Below are 19,015 nucleotides of genomic sequence, written 5' to 3' on the forward strand. Positions count from 1 at the left end.
ACGGCTGGCGACTTTCTCAGTCCGAAGGGGGCGCGGCTCTCCCCGTGACGCGCTCGATGACCTGGCTCGCGGCGGCATACACATCGGTCTCGCCGGAGGCGACCGCAGAGGCGAGGTCGGCCGAGACGAGACCGCCCTCGGCACCGAGTCGTCGACGCAGTTCGGCAAGCGCGATCGCCTCGATCTCGGACCGCGCCCGCTCGCTGCGGCGTGTGCTGAGCGCCCCTGATTCGCCCAGCCAGTTCCGGTGTGCCTCGAGGGATTCGACAAGCTCCGGTATGCCGTCTCCGCGGCTCGCGACGGTCCTCACCACCGGGGTGCGCCAGTCGACGGACCGCTCCCGGTTGCCGAGCTGGATCATGTGCCGGAGGTCGCGGACCGTGTCGTCGGCACCGTCGCGGTCGGCCTTGTTGACGACGAAGAGGTCACCGATCTCGAGGATGCCGGCCTTGGCGGCCTGGATGCCGTCTCCCATTCCCGGCGCGACGATGACCACCGTCGTGTCAGCGCGCGCGGCGACCTCGACCTCGGACTGCCCCACACCCACGGTCTCGACGAGGACGACGTCGAAGCCCGCCGCGTCGAGGACGCGCAGTGCCTGCGGTGTCGCGAACGACAACCCACCGAGGTGCCCTCGCGAGGCGACAGAGCGGATGAAGACACCGGAGTCGGTGGCGTGCTGCTCCATCCGGATCCGGTCGCCGAGGAGGGCTCCCCCCGAGAACGGGGAGGACGGATCGACGGCCAGCACCGCGACGCGCTTGCCCCGGTCGCGGAAAGCGGCGATCAGGGCGGCTGTCGTCGTCGACTTGCCCACTCCTGGCGAACCGGTGAGGCCGATGACGTGGGCGCCGCCGGAGTGCGGGGCCAGCGCCGCCATGACCTCGGGCAGCGCAGGGTGGCCGTCCTCGACGAGCGAGATGAGTCGGGCCACCGCACGCGAACGCCCCTCTCTCGCTTCAGCAACGAGAGAGGGGACGTCGACGGTACGGGGTGTCGTCGCGATGGCGCTGCCCCTGTGCTTCGAGATGCCGGTCGATCAGCTCTCGGACGGCACGGTGAGGAGCAGTGCGTCGCCCTGACCGCCGCCGCCACAGAGGGCCGCCGCGCCGGTGCCACCACCACGACGCTTGAGCTCGTGGGCCAAGGTGAGGACGACACGGGCGCCGGACATGCCCAGCGGGTGGCCCATGGCGATGGCCCCACCGTTGGGGTTGACCTTGTCGGCGTCGAGGCCGAGGTCCTTGGCGGAGGCCAGGCCGACCGCGGCGAACGCCTCGTTGATCTCGATGACGGCGAGGTCCGAGGGGCTGATGCCCGCGCGGTCGCACGCCTTCTTGATCGCGTTGGCCGGCTGGCTCTGCAGGCTGGAGTCCGGGCCGGCGACGACGCCGTGGGCACCGATCTCGGCGAGCCACTCGAGGCCCAGCTCCTGCGCCTTGGACTTCTTCATGACGACGACGGCCGCGGCACCATCGGAGATCTGCGATGCGGATCCCGCGGTGATCGTGCCGTCCTTGGCGAAGGCCGGGCGCAGCTTCGACAGCGACTCGGCGGTCGTGTCGGCGCGGATGCCCTCGTCCTCCTTGAACTCGATCGGGTCGCCCTTGCGCTGCGGGATGGAGACCGAGACGACCTCGTCGTCGAAGAAGCCGTCCTTCCACGCCTTGGCCGCGAGCTGGTGGCTCCGGGCCGCGAACTCGTCCTGCTCCTCGCGGGTGAACGCGTTGGCGTCGACGTTGTTGGCCTCGGTGAGGGAACCCATCGCCTGGTTCGTGAGGATGTCGTAGAGGCCGTCGAAGGCCATCGAGTCCTGGAGCGTGGTGTCGCCGTACTTGTAGCCGTCGCGGCTCTTGGGCAGCAGGTGGGGAGCGTTGGTCATCGACTCCTGGCCACCGGCCACGACGATGTCGAACTCACCGGCGCGGACGAGCTGGTCCGCGAGCGCGATGGCGTCGAGGCCGGAGAGGCAGACCTTGTTGACGGTGAGCGCCGGGACGTCCATCGGGATGCCGGCCTTGACCGCGGCCTGACGAGCGGGGATCTGCCCCTCGCCCGCGGTGAGGACCTGGCCCATGATCACGTAGTCGACGTCCTCGGGCTTCACGCCGGACTTCTCGAGGGCGCCCTTGATGGCGAAGCCGCCGAGGTCGGAGCCACTGAAGCCCTTGAGGCTCCCGCTCATGCGTCCCATCGGGGTCCTCGCCCCCGCGACGATGACAGTGGGGTCGGTGTTCTGGGTCGAGGCGGTGCTCACTGCGTGTCCTCCAACGTCGATGTCGGGCGCCGAGCGCCCACGGTTGCTCTCGATGCTAGTCACTCGGCCGCGAGGCGCCCACCCCCACTGTGACCGACGTCCCTGAGGTGTCGATCAACACACTCTTTGGACCTGTCTGCGGAGCCCTGACGTCTTTAGGCTTCGGGGCATGACTGCACCCTCCCCTGTCTCGGGCCTGTTCACGGCGATCGACCACGTCGGCGTCGCCGTGCGCGACCTCGACGAGGCCATCGCGTTCTACCGCGACACCTATGGGATGACGCTGGCTCACGAAGAGGTCAACGAGGAGCAGGGCGTGCGTGAGGCGATGATGGCGGTCGGGGATTCCGGCTCGCACATCCAGTTGCTCGCCCCTCTGTCCCCGGAGTCGACGATCGCGAAGTTCATCGACCGCTCCGGTCCCGGAGTCCAGCAGGTCGCCTACCGCGTCGAGGACATCGACGGTGTGAGCGCGACGCTGCGTGAGCGGGGCGTTCGACTGCTCTACGACACCCCGAAGCGCGGGACGTCCAACTCGCGCGTGAACTTCATCCACCCCAAGGACGCCGGCGGCATCCTCGTCGAGCTCGTCGAGCCCACGACCGACGCCCACTGATCCCCGGCTGGGCTCGACCGCCCAGTCACCGCATCACCTGACCTGCCCCACCCAGATCAAGGAGCACCACCTCTCATGGACCAGATCCGCGACGCCATCCTCAGCGGTGACCGCACGGAGGAGACCTACGCGAACCTCTCCATCCCCGCGACCTACCGGGCGGCAACCGTCCACAAGGACGAGGTGGGCATGTTCGAGGGCCTCGCCTCCCGCGACAAGGACCCGCGCAAGTCGCTCCACATCGACGAGGTTCCTGTCCCGGAGCTGGCCCCGGGTGAGGCTCTCGTTGCCGTCATGGCGAGCGCGATCAACTACAACACCGTCTGGACCTCGATCTTCGAGCCGGTCTCGACGTTCGGCTTCCTCGAGCGCTACGGACGCACCTCCGAGTACGCCAAGCGCCACGACCTGCCGTACCACATCGTCGGCTCCGACCTCGCCGGCGTCGTCCTGCGCACCGGTCCCGGCGTCGGCAAGTGGAAGCCCGGCCAGGAGGTCGTCGCCCACTGCCTCAGTGTCGAGCTCGAGGACGCGGACGGCCACAACGACACGATGCTCGACCCGCAGCAGCGCATCTGGGGCTTCGAGACGAACTTCGGCGGCCTCGCCGAGCTCGCCATCGTCAAGGCGAACCAGCTCATGCCCAAGCCGACCCACCTGTCGTGGGAAGAGGCGGCGTCGCCCGGCCTGGTGAACAGCACGGCATACCGTCAGCTCATCTCCAAGAACGGTGCCGCGCTCAAGCTCGGTGACCGCGTTCTCATCTGGGGCGCCTCCGGTGGCCTCGGCTCCTACGCGACCCAGATGGCTCTGGCCGCCGGCGCCACCCCGATCTGTGTCGTCTCCTCCCCCGAGAAGGCCGAGATCTGCCGCGCCATGGGTGCCGAGCTGATCATCGACCGCAACGCCGAGGGCTACAAGTTCTGGAACGACGACAACACCGAGCAGGACCCCAAGGAGTGGCAGCGCCTCGGCAAGAAGATCCGTGAGCTCACGGGCGGCCACGACGTCGACATCGTCTTCGAGCACCCGGGCCGCGAGACCTTCGGTGCGTCGGTCTACGTCGCACGCAAGGGCGGCACGATCGTCACCTGCGCGTCGACCTCGGGCTACATGCACGAGTACGACAACCGCTACCTCTGGATGAACCTCAAGAACATCCTCTCGTCGCACTTCGCGAACTACCGCGAGGCGTGGGAGGCCAACGAGCTCATCAACCGTGGCCTCATCCACCCGACCCTGAGCAAGACCTACGCCCTCGAGGAGGTCGGCCAGGCCGCGCTCGACGTCCACAAGAACGCCCACCAGGGCAAGGTCGGCGTCCTCACGCTCGCCCCCGAGGCGGGTCTGGGCATCAGTGACCCCGAGAAGCGCGCGAAGTACGAAGCAGAGATCAACCGCTTCCGCGACGCCTGAGGATCCCCCTCACTTCAGCTTCATCCGAGCCAGCCCACCGGTGTATGCCGGTGGGCTGGCTTCGTCTCGGCGTCACCTGCGCCCTTGGGTCCGCGGCGCTTGCGCCCTCCGGACGGCGCTAGCGAGACGCCGGCCGACTTCCGTATGCCGTGCGGCGTGCGTACTCATGGCCGGCGTCCCGACGCACCGTCCGGTGGGCGCCACGCACCGCTCCCGGGTCGCCAGCGATCGCTCTCGTTCGGGCTTACTGGTGGCGCTGGCGGGGAATGATGACCTCGTCGACGAGGAGCAGCACGGCGGCGGCGACGGGAATCGCGAGCAGCGCTCCGAGCACGCCGAGGAGGGTGCCTCCCGCGAGTGCCGCGACCACGGTCATGGCGCCGGGGACGGACACCGTGCGCTGCATGATCCGCGGCGCGACGACGTAGTTCTCGATCTGCTGGTAGACGATGTAGTAGATCCCGGCGATGAGGGCCGTCCTCGGCTCGTGGAAGAACGCGACGAGGCACACGATGACGGCACCGAGGGTCGCACCGACCATGGGGATGAGGCCGAGGAAGCCGACCACAACGGCGAGCACGGCGGCATACGGGATGCCCAGCACGGTCATCATGACGTAGCTGAGGACAGCGTTGATGGTCGCGATGCCGACCTGGCCGATGGCGTAGGAGCCGGTCCGCCGCATGATCTCCTCGCTGAGCTCCGAGACCCGGCTGCGGCGGCTCGCCGGCACCATCGAGTAGGCCACTCGCTTCATCTTGGGCAGTGACGCGAGGAAGTAGAGGGTGAGGACGAGGACGGTGAAGGTCTGGAAGACACCGTTGACCACAGCGCGCCCAGCACCGAGGACACCGCCGAGGACCGAGCTGATGAAGGTCTGGTCCGTGATTCGCTTGTTGAACTCCTCGCGGATCTTGTCGACCGCGTCGTAGTTCTTGTCGAGTTCCTGAACCCATCGTGAATCGAGGATGCGGTCGAGGTAGGTGGGAGCCTGCTGGACGAGCTCAGCGCCCTGGGTGACGACCGGCGGGAACACGAGCAGCCCCAGAAATGTGAAGACGAGGACGAGTCCGGCGAACACGATGCCGACCGCCAGTGAGCGCTTCAGGCCTCGCCGGCAGAGGGACTCGACCACGGGGTTGAGGGCGAGGGTCAGGAACAGGGCGACGACGAGGATGGTGATGGTCGTCGCGAGACGTCCGAGTGAGTTCCACAGACCGATGGCGAGGAGTGCACCGATCGCCCCGACGAAACCGAGGTAGAAGGGCGAGTGGCGGTTCATCGGTCGGCCCATTTCGCCGAACTGCGTCTGGCCCGTCGACGAGCCAGAGGCATCCGCCGCACTGGCACCGGCGGCGGCCCCCGCCGCGGCGCCTGCAGCGGCGGCCTGCTTGAGCGGGGCCTTCGCGGCGCCCTCCCCCGTCCCTGAGCCTTCGGAACCCTCCCCCAGCACGTCCTGGATCAGGCTGCGCTCCAACTGCTCGTCCTCGTGGTGGATCCGGTTGCTCTCGCGCAGTGAGTCCCGCTGACGGGTGCGGTAGGCACGCCAGTTGCGGATCGAGTTCTTGCCCCAGCTCAGGTTCACGTCGCCTCCTCGGTCGGCAGCCTAGTTGCCGGACCATGTGGGTCGGCGGAACGCTCAGCGGAACGCGCCGCGTGGGTGGCGCCGCTCACGCGCGACCCAGCAGGGAGTGTGCCAGTGGCGGCGGTCTCCGACGCCACCCACCCCTTCCTCGGGCCACGCGACGACGTGCGCCGTGCGCGGCCAGATGTTCTGTTCGCAGCCTGGGCACAGGTACGTGCGGTCCGACGACTCTCCGGTGAGACGGCGAACGGTCCAGCGCTGACCGGCATACATCTCCGTCGTCGTCTGTCCGCGACCGAGGCGACCCATCGCGAGAGGCACGTCGTCGCTGCGGCGTCGGTTGGCGCGGGGCATGCCACCAGCGTCCCAGAGTCACCGTCCCCACGACGTGGCAGGTCAAGTCCCCCTTCAGGCACGCACCTCGGCAACAGGCCCGGATTGGCCCGCTCGGACCGCGTGGGGCGGCGGCTCCAGGAACGTGCGAAGTTTCGCCTTGGCCCGGTGGGCCGTGACTCGTACGGCTCCCGGCGAGCACCCCAGGATGTCGGCGATGGCGGCGTCCGGCAGATCCTCGTAGTAGCGCAGGACGACCACCGCTCGCTCCCGCGGCGGAAGTTTCGTGAGCACCTGCCACAGGTGATCGCGCTCGACGACCTGTGACTCCGAGGACGCGGTGACCCGGCGGTGGTCCGCCGTGACCGTGTCGTGGCTGACGAACTCGCTGCTGCTGCGCCGGCGCCGCCGACTCAGGAAGGTGTTGACCATGATCGTGCGAACGTAGGCATCCGGCGTGGTCGCGCGTTGAACCTTGGACCAGGAGACAAGAACCTTGGCGACGCAGTCCTGCACGAGGTCCTCGGCGTCCTGACGGTGACCCGTCAGGGACAACGCGATCCCGAGGAGACGTGGCAGAGCCACGTCGAGGTAGGCCTCGGCGTCCGGAGGGACCAGCGGGCGTCCGAAGCCCATCACTCTCCCCGGGCCGCGGGAAGACTGGAGACCCTGAGGCTGGCGGCGATGGCGTCCGAGAGTGCGATGGCGTTCTGCTGCTCGGCCGCCTCTCCTTCACGAAGGCTCACCTCGACCGCCACGATGACGTCACCCACGCGCTGGGCCGCCAGTCGGGATGCGGAGTCTCCCGTGCCCAGTCGGACGAGCCACGTCGTGCCGGTGTCGCGGCCCGGCCAAGTGAGGCGCTCGTACTCGAGGTTGAACCTGCACCCCTGCCGGTTGCCCTGGAGATCGGCAAAGCGCTCGGCACCAGTGCCCCGCGTCCACCCGGTGAGGGTGACCTTGACCGAGTGCCTGGGCACGACTTCGTCGGGCGAAAGCGCCATCCGCCAGGCGTTCGCAACGGCGTGGGGGGCTTGATCCATGCCTGTGGTGTCGGCAACCCGCACACCGTCACAGACCTGACCGATCACGGAGCCCCGCGCATCGCGATCTTCGGCAACGGGAGCCGTGTAGGCCAGTCCGGTGGGCAAGGATTCCGGGTCGGGGACGAAGGCTGACAGCGAGTACGGCGATTCCGGTGATGCTGGTGTCACGCCCGGCGCCGGAGCTGTGCCGGGTTGGCCAGCAGCAACCCCCACCGTCGCGTCGGCACCCCCACCCAGCCAGCCGACCGGTCCAAGGACGCTGGCACCCGCGACGAGTGTCGCGACGACGGTGGTCGAACCCAGTGCGGCGCCGACTCGCCGGCGGCGCCGGATCCGGCGAGCCTGTGCCACCGCTCCCTCCCTCAGCCCCAGAACGCCGTGAGATCCATTCGGACGCGCCTCGTCGAACGACCGCCGCAGCAGCCGGTCCAGATCGTCGTCGAAACTCATGCCGTCTCCTTGGTGGGGCGGCTGGCCCCTGCGACCGGCCGCTCACCTGTCAGACGCGACGGCCGGACGGGAACGTTACGCGCGGACGCGGGCGCTCGTGGGGTCGTAGAGCGGGCGCAGGGACACGGCCGCCGGGACGCGGGTTCCGGCCACATCGACCTCCCACACGCCCTCATCGAGCCATGCCTTCGTGATGGGCCGATCCGCCGCCACGGACGCGATGCCCACTGCTCCGCCGAGCGTCCAGCCATAGGACGCCGAGCGCACGTCACCCACAGCAACACCGTCACGCAGGAGCACCTCCGCGCCGAACATCAGCGGCACCGGATCGGAGAGCAACACCTGGACGAGCTTGTCGTGTCGAGCGTGCTCTCGCTCCGCGACCACGGCATTCCGGCCGATGAAGTCGGTGTCGAGGTCCACCGCGAACCCGAGGCCGGCCATGCCCACCGTGTCCGTGTTGTCGATGTCGTGCCCGTAGTCGCGGTACGCCTTCTCGAGCCGTAGCGAGCCGAGTGCGCGGAGACCAACAGGACGAATCCCGTATGCCGTGCCCTCCTCGCGCAATGCCCTCCAGACCGCGGCGGTCGAGTCACGAGGGACGTAGAGCTCGTAGCCGAGTTCGCCCACATAGGTGATGCGCACGCACAGGGCCTCGACGCCCGCGATGGTGAGTGTGCGGGCCGTGCGGAAGGGGAACGCTTCGTTGGCGAGGTCGGTGTCCGTGAGGGCTTGGAGCACCTCGCGCGACCGAGGGCCCTGGACGTTGAGCTGACCCGTGGACTCGGTGACGTCCTCGATCGTCACGTCGGCTGCGCCGATCTGACGGCGCAACCACGCCAGCGTGTGCCCGTGCGCCGTGTCCGACGCGACGACGAGGAAGTCGTTCTCGCCGCGCTTCGTGACCGTGAGGTCGGCCTCGATGCCACCGTCGGGGCCGAGCCACTGCGTGTAGGTGATGCGGTCGATGTCGCCGTCCACATGGCCGGCGCTGACCCGCTCGAGAACGGCGCCCGCGTCGTCACCTCGCACGACGAACGTCGCCATGAACGACATGTCCATGAGTCCCACGCCCTCGCGGATGGCGCTGTGCTCGGCCTCCCACTGGTCGAACCACGGCTGGCGACCCCACGAAGGGGTGACGTGCGGCGTCTGTCCGTCACCGGCATACCAATCGGCGCTCTCCCAGCCTGAGACGTCCTTGAGTTTCGCGCCAGCGGCGACCATCTCGTCATGGACCGGTGAGACGAAGGTTCCGCGACCAGTCTGGAGTTCGATGCCTGGGGTGTGCGCGGCATACGTCTTGCCGAGAACCTCGGTGACGCGATCGCGCCGATAGCTGCGTTCGAGCTGGTGCGGCATGAAGCGCGCGACGTCGATACCGGTGACGTCGACGTCGGGGCGACCGCTCGAAATCCATTGTGCGACAACACGTCCGAGCCCTCCGCTGCTGAGGATGCCAACGGAGTTCAGGCCAGCGGCGACGAAGTAGCCCTGGAGGTTGGGCGCCTCGCCAACTGCCGGCAGGCGGTCGGGCGTGAACGACTCCGGACCACAGAAGAACGTCCGGACACCGGCGTCGAGCGTGATCGGCACGCGCGACATCGCCGCCTCGAGCGCCGGGGCCATGCGCTCCCAGTCCGGCGGGATCGTGCCGAAGGAGAAGTCGTCCGGGATCCCGTCGAGCTGCCACGCCGCGGCCTCAGGCTCGAAGAGGCCGACCATCATGCCGCCGCCCTCCTCGCGGTAGTAGCCGAAGTTCGCGGGGTCCTCGAAGACCGGACCGTTCGGGTCGAGCCCCTCGATGGTGTCGGTGATGAGGTAGTAGTGCTCCGCAGCCTGGTTGGGAATGACGACGCCGTGCCGCTCCCCCAACTGGCGCGCCCACATACCGGTGCAGTTGACGACGGTCTCGCACTCGATGTCGCCGGCACTGGTGCGCACGCCAGTGACTCGGGGCAGGGCGCCATCGGGCCGGGTGATGACGTCGCCGACCGTGACGCCCTCGACGAAGCGGACTCCCAGGTTCTTGGCTCCGCGGGCCAGCGACATCGTGAGGTCGACCGGGTTGACGCGGCCGTCGCCCGGCACGTGGAAGCCTGCGATGAGCCCGTCCATCGTGGCGTGCGGGAAGAGGTCGGCCATCTCACGCGGGCTGATCTCGTCAACCTCGAGACCGAGGCGGCGCTGGAAGGCCGCGACCCTGCGGTACTCCTCGAGCCGGTCCGTGTCGCCGACGGCCTCGACGAGTCCCACGGGGCGGAAGCCGGTCGCGAGGCCCGTCTCTGCTTCGAGTCGCGCGAAGAGTTCGCGGGAGTAGAGGCGGATGCTGGTGAGCGTTTCGCTCGTCGTGCCGAAGCACGTCATGAGGCCGGCGGCGTGCCACGTGGTCCCGCTCGTGAGGCGGTCACGCTCGACGAGGACGACGTCCGTGACGCCCTCGTGCGCGAGGTGGTAGGCGATCGACGTCCCGATGACACCGCCACCGATGATGACGACTCGGGCCCGGTCCGGAAGCTGCTGTGCTGCACTCACACGCGGAGGCTACCCACCCGGCCTCCGATGATGCGGAAGTCGTCGGGTGGCGCGGCAATATCCACGTCCTTCGACGACTTCCACGTCATCGAACATCGTCAGTCGAGCGCGCTGAGGTCTGGAGGCACGTCGACCGAATGCGCCCGCAGCACCTCGAGTGGGACGACATCCAGCGCCCGCTCCGAGGTCGCGGAGAGAACCACCGGGGCTGCCACACCGGCCTCATACGCCTGGAGCCAGCGGACCGCGACCACGCACCAGCGGTCGCCCGGGACGAGGCCGGCGAAACTCCACTCCGGGCGCGGCGTGGACAGGTCGTTGCCCACCGATGCCTGATGGGCGAGGAACTCCTCCGTCATGACGGCGCAGATCGCGTGCAGGCCCACGTCGAGGGGACCGACGGTGCAGGTGCCGTCGCGGCGGAAGCCGGTGACGGGGTCCATGCCGCAGGGGTCCAGTTCGCCGCCGAGGACGTTGCGCTCAGTCACAGGACGATCATCCCTTGCCGGGAGGTTTCGAGGCTCGCCGACCACGGCTGACGGGGAAGTCGTCGAGGGTCGCGGCAATATCCGCGTCCTGCGACGACTTCCGCGTTCTCGGGGCTCAGGAGTAGGTGCGGAAGCCGCGCCCCGTCTTGCGACCGAGGTAGCCCGCTGTCACCAGGTGCTCGAGCAGCGGTGCCGGCGCGAACCCGGGCTCGCGGAACTCGAGGTAGAGCTCGCGCTGGATCGCGAGCGCCACGTCGAGCCCGACGACGTCGAGCAGCTCGAACGGACCCATCGGCAGGCCACAGCCGGTCTTCATGGCCGTGTCGATGTCGTCGGCCGTGGCGTAGTTGGCCGACAGCATCTTCACCGCGTCATTGAGGTAGGGGAAGAGCAGCGCGTTGACGATGAAGCCGGAGCGGTCGCCACACGTCACGGGCTGCTTGTCGATGCGCCCACACAGGTCCTGCACCGTCGCAATCACGTCGGGAGCCGTGGTGATCGTGTGGACGACCTCGACGAGCTTCATCACAGCGGCAGGGTTGAAGAAGTGCATGCCGATGACGTCAGCCGGGCGGCCGGTCACGGAGGCGATGTCGACGACCGGCAGGCTGGACGTCGTCGTGGCCAGGATCGCGCCCGGCATGCAGATCTCGTCGAGGTTCTCGAAGAGCGCCTGCTTGACGGCCAGGTCTTCGACGACGGCCTCGACCACGAGGTCAACGTTCGCCAGGGCGTCGAGCGAGGTCGACCCGGTGAGGCGACCGACTGCCGCATCGCGGTCGGTCGCGTCGAGCTTGCCGCGCTGGACGGCCTTCTCGAGCGACTTCTCCACACCGGCGCGGACACCGTCGACCTTGGCCTGGCTGCGTGTCACGTAGGTGACGTCGAAGCCCGCCTTGGCGAACACCTCGACGATGCCCGTGGCCATGGTGCCCGAGCCGACGACGCCGACGGTGCGCACCTCGCGCAGGGCGACGCCCGACTCCCCCACCGGCTTGGGCGTGAGCGCATCGGCCACGACCTCGGGACTGGACGGACCGGCATACGTGTAGAAACCGCGGCCGCTCTTGCGGCCCTTGAGACCGGCACTCACCATCTGCTTGATGATCGGGCTGGGTGCGTGGAGCCGGTCGCGGCCCTGCTTGTACATCGTGTCGAGGATCTCGTATGCCGTGTCGAGACCGATGAGGTCCATCAGGGCGAGCGGACCCATGGGGTAGCCACACCCGAACTTCATCGCGGCGTCGATGTCCTCACGCGTGGCGTAGCGAGACTCGAACATCGAGACGGCGTGGTTGAGGTAGCCGAAGAGCAACGCGTTGGCGATGAACCCGGCCTTGTCGCCGACGACGACCGGCTTCTTGCCGAGCCGCTCCGCGAGCGCCTTGACGTCGGCGAAGACCTCGTCCTCGGTGACGACGGTCGTGATGACCTCGACGAACGGGAGCACCGGCGCCGGGTTGAAGAAGTGCATGCCGACGACCCGCTTGGGGTTGCTCGTCGCCACGGCGATCTCAGTGACCGGCAGCGACGAGGTGTTCGTCGCGAGGATCGCGTCGGCGGCGACGACGGCGTCGAGCTTCCCGAGGATCTCCTTCTTGAGGTCCAAGTGCTCGGGCACGGCTTCGACCACGAGCTGACAGGCCGCCAGGTCGTCGAACGACGTCGTGTAGCGAACGTGCCCATGCAGGGTGTCGTAGGCCTCCTGCGTGATCTTGCCGCGCTCGAGTGCCCGCCCGGTCGAGCGTGTCAGGAAGCCTTGCCCCCGCTCGACACCCGCCTCGTCGACCTCCATCGCGACGACGTCGACGCCGTTGCGCGCGAACACCTCGACGATGCCGGCACCCATCGTGCCGAGTCCGACCACACCCACGCTGCTGAAGTCACGAGCCATGCTCGTGAGTCTGGCAGACCCCCTCGGCACCGCTGCGCCGTGGGGTGAGAACAGGCGCCCGTATGCCGGGTGCCCACCTTCCACTGATTGCCCGGCGCTGCACGCGCTCGCTGCGCTCGCCGTGCAGCGCCGGGCAATCAGTGGGGATTTCAGGCGTAGGTGAGGAAGCCCTTGCCGGTCTTGCGACCGAGGTCGCCCTTCTCGACGAGCTGGACGAGGGTCTGCGCCGGGGTCCAGCCCTCGTGGCCGAACTCCTCGACGAGCTCGCGCTGGATGGCGAGGGAGACGTCGAGACCGACGACGTCGAGCAGTGCGAACGGGCCCATGGGGTAGCCGTAGGTCGAGGTGATCGCCTCGTCGACCTCCTCGACGGTGGCCTTGCCCGAGTCCACGAGCTTCACCGCGTCGTTGAGGTAGGGGAAGAGGAGAGCGTTGACGATGAAGCCCGAGCGGTCGGAGCAGTTCACGGCGACCTTGCCGGTCTTGTCGCACAGGTCCTTGACCGTCGCGAGGACATCGGCCGCGGTGCCGTCGTCGCCAGTCGTGCGAACGATCTCGACGAGCTTCATGATCGTCGCCGGGTTGAAGAAGTGCATGCCGACGACGTCCTGGGGACGCTTCGTCTCGGCGGCCAGGTCAGTGATCGGCATGGAGCTGGTCGTCGTCGCGAGGATCGTGCCGGGCTTGGTGATGCGGTCGAGGTCGCGGAACAGCTCCTGCTTGATGGCCAGGTCCTCGGCGATGGCCTCGACGACGATGTCGACGTCGGCGAGCGCCTCGCGAGTGGTGGCGCCGGAGATGCGAGCGAGCGTCGCGTCGGCGTCTTCCTGGGTGGCCTTGCCGCGATCGACGGCCTTGGCGAGGTTCTTGGTGATCGTGGCGATGACCGCGGCGACCTTGTCGTCGCCACGACCGACGAACACCACGTCGTAGCCGGACTTGGCGAAGACCTCGACAATGCCGGACGCCATGGTGCCCGTGCCGACGACGCCCACCGACGAGATCGGGCGCAACGCGACAGTCTCGGCGGTCTCCTCGCCCGCGGCGTCGGCGTTCGCCAGGTCGCGCAGGATGGGGCGGGGCTCGTGCAGCGGGTCACCCGTGGCAGCGAACTGCGTCTCAAGGGCCGAGATCACGGCGTCCACGCCCTTGGAGTCGATGACCGCGATCGGGCCGGCGGGCAGGCCGCAGCCGAAGCGCATGCCGTTGTCGATGTCCTCGCGAGAGGCGTATCCCTCCTCGTGCATGCGCGCAGCGTGGTTGAGGTAGGGCAGCACGAGGGCGTCCGCGATCTGGACGTGCGAGGCGTTCTCAGTCATGCGGAAGAGTCTCCCGCGAAGCTCTACTCGTGGGTAGGTCCGGCGGGCGTGATGGTCACCACGCAGTGAGGTCCAGCACCCGTCGAGCCGCTGCGCACCACGTGCCTCTTCCACGTAGGGTGGCCCGGTGCGAGTGGTGATTGCGAAGTGCAGCGTCGACTACGACGGTCGGCTGACGGCCCACCTCCCCCTCGCGACCAGGCTGCTCATGGTCAAGGCCGACGGCTCGGTCCTCATCCACTCCGACGGTGGCTCCTACAAGCCCCTCAACTGGATGTCCCCGCCCTGCGCCATGGCCGAGGTGGAGCCCGAGGAGACCGAGGTCGAGGATGGCGTCACCGCTGTCTGGGTCGTGCAGCACGCCAAGTCCGAGGACCGACTCCGCGTGAAGTTGCACGAGATCCACAGCGACACCAGCCACGACCTCGGTGTCGACCCGGGACTGGTCAAGGACGGTGTCGAGGCCCACCTCCAGAAGCTCCTCGCCGAGCACATCACCACGCTCGGTGACGGCTACACGCTGACGCGGCGCGAATACATGACGCCCATCGGCCCCGTCGACATCCTCTGCAAGGACTCCACGGGCACCACCGTCGCCGTCGAGATCAAGCGCCGCGGTGACATCGACGGTGTCGAGCAGCTCACGCGCTACCTCGAACTCATGAACCGGGACCCCCACCTCGCACCGGTCACGGGTGTCTTTGCCGCGCAACAGATCAAGCCGCAGGCACGCACGCTCGCCGAGGACCGCGGCATACGCTGCGTCGTTCTCGACTATGACGAGCTCAAGGGCATCGACAACAGCGAACACCGCCTGTTCTGACCATCCTCGGTCAGTGTCAGCGGATCACGTCCGCCACGGTCAGACGATGGAGCGGTCGGCGCTCCCCGGCCATGAGTGGACTGTGACGTCGTCGGCGTCGATCGCAATCTCCGCAAGAGCACAGTTGGGCAGGAACGGTTGCGCCGCAAGGTCATTGCGCACGTTGCGTCCCATGCGAGGCAGCGCAAACGACATGACTCCCCCGTGGGTGAACACGAGCACCGTCTCGCCGCGGTGCTGGTCCGAGATCTCCTCAAGCGCGCCGCGATAGCGGGTCAGGACCGCCTGCCCACTCTCTCCTCCTGGGATGAACGTCCCGAGGTGGCCTGCCTTCCACGCCTCGAAGACTCCGAGCAGCTCAGGATCGTCGTGCTCACGTCCGGCGAGGGCCCCGACCGAGAACTCCTCGAGTCCAGCAACGACCCGGGACTCGACACCAAGGATCTCGGCCGCGAACACGCCGGACTCGACCGCGCGCTGAAGGTCACTGGTGTAGACGGCCGCGACGTTGCGACCGCGGAGCGACTCGGCAAGCTCGCGCACCTGGTCCTTGCCCTTGTCCGTGAGCCAGCCACCGTCATCCGACAGCACCTTGGCGTGCGGGTAGTCGGCGTCGCCATGACGGGCGACGAGCAGGGTTGCAGGACAGTGCAGATCGCTCACCTCTCGACTCTAACCCCGGGAGCCCGAACCCCGACGTGGCCTATTTGAGCGTGCCCTGCGAGAGCGATCCCTGAAGCTGCCGCTGCGAGAAGATGTAGACCGCGAGGACCGGAACGATCGTGATGACGACCGCAGCGAAGAGCTGACCGAAGTCCACGGCATACCCGGCTTGGGACGCGAAGCGAGCCATGCCCTGGGAGAGCACGTAGTTCTCCTCGTTGGTGTTGAGCGCGACCGGCAACAGGAACTGGTTCCACAGGCCCAGGAAGTTGAAGATCGCGATCGCGACGATGCCCGGACGCGCCATCGGCAGCATGACCTGCGCAAAGGTGCGCCACTCCCCGGCGCCGTCGAGTTCGGCGGCCTCGGCGATCTCCTGCGGCAACCCGCGGAAGAACGGATAGAGGAAGAACACCGTGAACGGGAACGCGAACGCGACATAGGTCGCGATGAGGCCGGGCAGCGTGTTGAGGAGCCCGGTGTTCCGCAGGACGAAGAAGAGCGGCACGATCGCGAGGAAGACCGGGAAGGTCAGGCCGGCGAGGATCAGGTAGTAGACCAGACCACTGCCCGGGAACGGGTAGCGCGCGAGCGAGTAGGCAGCCATCGATCCCAGGATCATGACGAGCACGAGCGAGCACGTGACGACAATGACCGAGTTGAGCATGTAGCGACCGATGTTCGAGTCGTTCCACGCGCGGACATAGTTGTCGAACTTCCACTCTTGGGGCAGCGCCAGGGGTGACGAGAAGATCTCTCCCGTCGTCTTCCACGAGGAGATGAAGACCCACACGAGCGGCAGGATGACGATGATCGACCACAGGGTGAGGACGATGTGCGACACCACGGTGACGGTTCGGTCGGACGACGCCTTCGGCGAGGCGCTCATGCGGTCGACGGCGGGATCGGCGGTCTGGGTCGAGATGGCCATCAGGCTTCCTTCCCCCCGGAGAGGCGGTTGACGGCGAAGACGATCGCCGCGAAGAGCAGGGTCAGGAGGGCGAGCACGACGCCCATGGCGCTGGCGAGACCGAACTGGCCCTGCTTGAAGGCCGTGTTGAACAGGTCCTGGGTCATGGTCAGGGTCGAGTTCTGCGGACCGCCGCTGGCGTTGAGGGCAGCCATGTAGACGAACGCGTCGAGGGCGAGAATGCCGAGATAGATGTATGCCGTCTGGATCGTCTCGCGCACCATCGGCAGGGTGACCATGAAGGTCATCCGGAACCGGCCCGCGCCATCGACGCGGGCCGCGTCGTACAGCTCGGCGGGAATGCCCTTGATCGCCGCGATGAACAGGACCATGTAGAAGCCGACGAAGCCCCAGATGATGACGAACATCGTCACCGGCATGGCCGTGGAAACCTCGCCCAACCACGCGAAGGACTCGAACTGGTCGAGTCCGATTCCAGTGAGGGCGGCGTTGACGAGGCCGCTCGACGGGTCGAACATCTGCGACCAGATGAGGCCGATGACGATGGCGGGAATCGTGTAGGGGAAGAACGACACGATCCGGTAGAACGAGGAGCGCGACAGCCCACGGACAGCACCGGTGCTCGACCCGCCAACGGTGACCATCGTGGCCAGTGCGAGAGCCAGGATGATCGTCACGAGTGGCACGACGAGGGCAAGCAAGAGGTTGTTGCGCACCGCTTTGAGGAAGATGTCGTCCTTGAGCAGTGCCGCGTAGTTGGACAGCCCCACGAACTCGAAGGTGTCGGTGAACCCGCTCCAGTTCGTGAGCGAGTAGACGAACGCCTGGACGAACGGCCACAGCACGAACACGGTGTAGAAGGCGAAGGGAAGGCCGAGCGTCACCAGGACGAACACGACTCGGGACAACGGCATTCGCCGACGTCGCCTCCGGGAAGGGAGGCCCGTCTCCGTCGACGGGGCCGTGGGGACGACTGCACTCATGGATGGAACCTAGCTCTGTTTCGGGCGACGCGGACAAGAGCGTGCCCGGTCCGGCTGCGACAGCCGGACCGGGCACGCGGTGGTCACTTGACCTCGACCTTCTTGACCGACGAGTCGTTGGCGACCTTGTCGGTGATCTTCTGCAACTCCGAGGTGAGCCTGGCGGCGTCGAACTGGCCCGCGAGGAAGGCGTTCCACGGGACGAGCATGTCCTGGTTCATCCCGTAGTTGTCGACGAACTTCCAGGTGAAGACGTCGTCTCCGGCGTCGGCCAGCAACTTGCTCTGGGACTGGAGCGCCGTGGAACCGAACCCGTCCGCGGGGACCGTGTCCTTGACGATCGTCGGAGCGAGTTTCGTCTTGGCGAAGTTGGTCGCCGCCTCCTTGGAGAGCATCGTCCGGAGCAGTTCCTTGCCGCCGGCAACGTTCTTGGCCTTGCTCGGCACGATGAAACCCTCACCGGCCGCAGAGTGCAGCGCCGTGTAGGGCATCTTCGACTGGGCGGTGACCGTCATCTCGGGGAAGCCGGTCATCTTGAAGTCGGCCTTGGTCTGGTCCTTCATCTCGTTCTCGATCCACGAGCCCGAGGGGTAGAGCAGTGCCTCCTGGCCGTTGCTCCACTGGGCCTGAGCCGCGGTGAACTGGGTGCCACCACCGCCGGGCTTCATGTAGCCGTTCTTGATGATCGTCTCGAGAGCCTTGAAGACGCCCTGCACCGCAGCGTGCGACCAGCAGTCCGGCTTCAGGTTCTCGAGCGCGAGGCGGACCTCGTCGCCACCCTCCTTGATCGCGGACCCGATCGCGAGCGTCTGGTAGTAGGTCGCGGCCTCCTTGCCCCAGAGCATGAGGAACTTGCCCTTGGCCTTGGCGTCGGCACCGAGCTTGATGGCCTCGTCCCACGTCTTCGGCGGGGTCCAGCCGTTGGCCTCGAAGAGCGAGGCGGAGTACCAGACGGCGTAGAGCGTCTGGACATAGTTGATCGCGACGAGCTTGCCGTCGATCGTGCCGGGCTCCTCGACGCCGGGGTAGAGCGTGTCCTTGATCGTCGTGCCCTCGAGGTTCTTGGCCTCGAACACGTCGTTGAGGTCCTCGAGCTGGTCGGCGATGGTGTTGATGCCGATCAGGTTGGCGCCCGAGTTGTCGATGAGGTCCGGCGGGTTGCCGCCCACGAACCGCGGTTGCAGTTCCTGGGCGATCTGGGTCGAAGGCTTGACCTCGACCGAGCTGCCCGCCTGCGTCTTCTCGACCACCCCGGCCGCAAAGGTCACGTAGTCGATGCCGTAGCCACCGTTGAAGATGACCGCCTCGACGGTCGACTTGTCCGCCATGCCGAACGGGTTCGTCTCGCTCGTGTTGCCCCCGGCGGTCGTGGTGGGGTCGTCGCTCGATCCGCCACCCGTCGCGCATCCCGCGAGGGCCAGCGCCGGAAGCGTGACACTCCCCGCCATCGCGAGCCGAAGGATCGAGCGCCGATCCACTGAATTGCCTCGAAGATCCATCCAGTCCTTCTTCCGGTCCCGGACGGCGTCGTTACCGCCCGCGTGGACGACACCCGCGCGGTGCCGCGACCTGCTCATCGTGCGTGCACGTGATTGATTGTGTCAAGGACTTGACCCAACCAATCACTTTCGATCACGCTTCCGCGTGTGAATACATCACACGGCACGCTGCTCAGG

At 67.6% G+C, this 19,015-nt stretch carries 17 protein-coding genes; 3 read left to right on the forward strand and 14 right to left on the reverse strand.

The features are described from left to right. Nucleotides 1-16: 16 nt before the first annotated feature. Nucleotides 17-1,006 (reverse strand): methylmalonyl Co-A mutase-associated GTPase MeaB, encoded by a 990-nt coding sequence (gene meaB, locus N802_RS02165; protein ID WP_035911393.1) that lies wholly within the window; start codon nt 1,004-1,006, stop codon nt 17-19. 33 nt (nt 1,007-1,039) lie between these two features. After that, on the reverse strand, nt 1,040-2,257 hold the full coding sequence (locus tag N802_RS02170) for an acetyl-CoA C-acetyltransferase (protein WP_035911397.1): 1,218 nt from the start codon (nt 2,255-2,257) through the stop codon (nt 1,040-1,042). A gap of 169 nt (nt 2,258-2,426) precedes the next feature. On the opposite strand from N802_RS02170, the gene mce reads away from it, so the two are divergent. Together mce and ccrA are read left to right on the forward strand one after the other, a co-directional pair. Next, on the forward strand, nt 2,427-2,873 hold the full coding sequence (mce, locus tag N802_RS02175; RefSeq protein WP_035911402.1) for a methylmalonyl-CoA epimerase: 447 nt from the start codon (nt 2,427-2,429) through the stop codon (nt 2,871-2,873). Between the two features lie 75 nt (nt 2,874-2,948). Beyond that, entirely contained in the window at nt 2,949-4,289 is a 1,341-nt protein-coding gene (gene ccrA / locus N802_RS02180) for a crotonyl-CoA carboxylase/reductase (protein ID WP_035911406.1), read from the forward strand. Nucleotides 4,290-4,533: 244 nt separating this feature from the next. On the opposite strand, the gene N802_RS02185 is transcribed toward ccrA, so the two are convergent. From N802_RS02185 to N802_RS02220, 8 genes are all read right to left on the reverse strand, one after another. Further along, a complete protein-coding gene (locus tag N802_RS02185; RefSeq protein WP_035911409.1) occupies nt 4,534-5,874 on the reverse strand; it encodes an AI-2E family transporter in 1,341 nt (446 codons plus the stop codon). 54 nt (nt 5,875-5,928) lie between these two features. Then, a complete protein-coding gene (locus N802_RS02190) occupies nt 5,929-6,228 on the reverse strand; it encodes a hypothetical protein (protein WP_035911414.1) in 300 nt (99 codons plus the stop codon). A gap of 54 nt (nt 6,229-6,282) precedes the next feature. Further along, entirely contained in the window at nt 6,283-6,843 is a 561-nt protein-coding gene (locus N802_RS02195; RefSeq protein ID WP_052109311.1) for a SigE family RNA polymerase sigma factor, read from the reverse strand. Next, on the reverse strand, nt 6,843-7,703 hold the full coding sequence (locus N802_RS02200) for a hypothetical protein (RefSeq protein ID WP_035911417.1): 861 nt from the start codon (nt 7,701-7,703) through the stop codon (nt 6,843-6,845). Before N802_RS02200 ends, N802_RS02195 begins: the two co-directional genes overlap by 1 nt. Before the next feature lie 75 nt (nt 7,704-7,778). After that, nucleotides 7,779-10,238, reverse strand: a complete 2,460-nt coding sequence (locus N802_RS02205; protein WP_035911420.1) for a GcvT family protein — start codon at nt 10,236-10,238, stop codon at nt 7,779-7,781. 98 nt (nt 10,239-10,336) lie between these two features. Beyond that, nucleotides 10,337-10,726 carry a DUF2237 family protein gene (locus N802_RS02210; RefSeq protein ID WP_035911423.1) on the reverse strand — a complete coding sequence of 130 codons (390 nt, stop codon included), beginning with the start codon at nt 10,724-10,726 and terminating at the stop codon, nt 10,337-10,339. 115 nt (nt 10,727-10,841) lie between these two features. Further along, complete coding sequence (locus N802_RS02215; protein ID WP_035911426.1) at nt 10,842-12,620, reverse strand: 3-hydroxyacyl-CoA dehydrogenase family protein; 1,779 nt, start codon at nt 12,618-12,620, stop codon at nt 10,842-10,844. 149 nt (nt 12,621-12,769) lie between these two features. Beyond that, entirely contained in the window at nt 12,770-13,939 is a 1,170-nt protein-coding gene (locus N802_RS02220; RefSeq protein WP_035911428.1) for a 3-hydroxyacyl-CoA dehydrogenase NAD-binding domain-containing protein, read from the reverse strand. Between the two features lie 127 nt (nt 13,940-14,066). On the opposite strand from N802_RS02220, the gene nucS reads away from it, so the two are divergent. Then, nucleotides 14,067-14,762, forward strand: coding sequence for an endonuclease NucS (nucS, locus tag N802_RS02225; protein ID WP_035911430.1), 696 nt, complete (start codon nt 14,067-14,069; stop codon nt 14,760-14,762). 39 nt (nt 14,763-14,801) lie between these two features. Here nucS and N802_RS02230 read toward each other — a convergent pair whose 3' ends face one another. The 4 genes from N802_RS02230 to ngcE form a co-directional block, all read right to left on the reverse strand. After that, nucleotides 14,802-15,425, reverse strand: a complete 624-nt coding sequence (locus N802_RS02230; protein ID WP_035911432.1) for a histidine phosphatase family protein — start codon at nt 15,423-15,425, stop codon at nt 14,802-14,804. Between the two features lie 40 nt (nt 15,426-15,465). After that, complete coding sequence (locus tag N802_RS02235; RefSeq protein WP_156971251.1) at nt 15,466-16,314, reverse strand: carbohydrate ABC transporter permease; 849 nt, start codon at nt 16,312-16,314, stop codon at nt 15,466-15,468. A 41-nt stretch (nt 16,315-16,355) separates the two neighbouring features. Then, the gene (locus N802_RS02240; RefSeq protein WP_035911434.1) at nt 16,356-17,339 is read right to left on the reverse strand and encodes a carbohydrate ABC transporter permease; all 984 of its coding nucleotides are present in this window, start codon (nt 17,337-17,339) and stop codon (nt 16,356-16,358) included. A gap of 83 nt (nt 17,340-17,422) precedes the next feature. Further along, complete coding sequence (ngcE, locus tag N802_RS02245) at nt 17,423-18,838, reverse strand: N-acetylglucosamine/diacetylchitobiose ABC transporter substrate-binding protein (RefSeq protein ID WP_035911436.1); 1,416 nt, start codon at nt 18,836-18,838, stop codon at nt 17,423-17,425. Nucleotides 18,839-19,015: the final 177 nt, after the last annotated feature.

Origin of the sequence: Knoellia sinensis KCTC 19936 (assembly GCF_000768705.1) — a bacterium.
GTDB lineage: Bacteria > Actinomycetota > Actinomycetes > Actinomycetales > Dermatophilaceae > Knoellia > Knoellia sinensis.

Coding starts and splice junctions, on each gene's coding strand:
- mce (WP_035911402.1), top strand. CDS start 2,427: ATGACTGCACCCTCCCCTGTCTCGGGCCTGTTCACGGCGATCGACCAC.
- ccrA (WP_035911406.1), top strand. CDS start 2,949: ATGGACCAGATCCGCGACGCCATCCTCAGCGGTGACCGCACGGAGGAG.
- N802_RS02190 (WP_035911414.1), bottom strand. CDS start 6,228: ATGCCCCGCGCCAACCGACGCCGCAGCGACGACGTGCCTCTCGCGATG.
- N802_RS02195 (WP_052109311.1), bottom strand. CDS start 6,843: ATGGGCTTCGGACGCCCGCTGGTCCCTCCGGACGCCGAGGCCTACCTC.
- N802_RS02200 (WP_035911417.1), bottom strand. CDS start 7,703: ATGAGTTTCGACGACGATCTGGACCGGCTGCTGCGGCGGTCGTTCGAC.
- N802_RS02215 (WP_035911426.1), bottom strand. CDS start 12,620: ATGGCTCGTGACTTCAGCAGCGTGGGTGTGGTCGGACTCGGCACGATG.
- N802_RS02220 (WP_035911428.1), bottom strand. CDS start 13,939: ATGACTGAGAACGCCTCGCACGTCCAGATCGCGGACGCCCTCGTGCTG.
- N802_RS02235 (WP_156971251.1), bottom strand. CDS start 16,314: ATGAGCGCCTCGCCGAAGGCGTCGTCCGACCGAACCGTCACCGTGGTG.
- N802_RS02240 (WP_035911434.1), bottom strand. CDS start 17,339: ATGAGTGCAGTCGTCCCCACGGCCCCGTCGACGGAGACGGGCCTCCCT.
- ngcE (WP_035911436.1), bottom strand. CDS start 18,838: ATGGATCTTCGAGGCAATTCAGTGGATCGGCGCTCGATCCTTCGGCTC.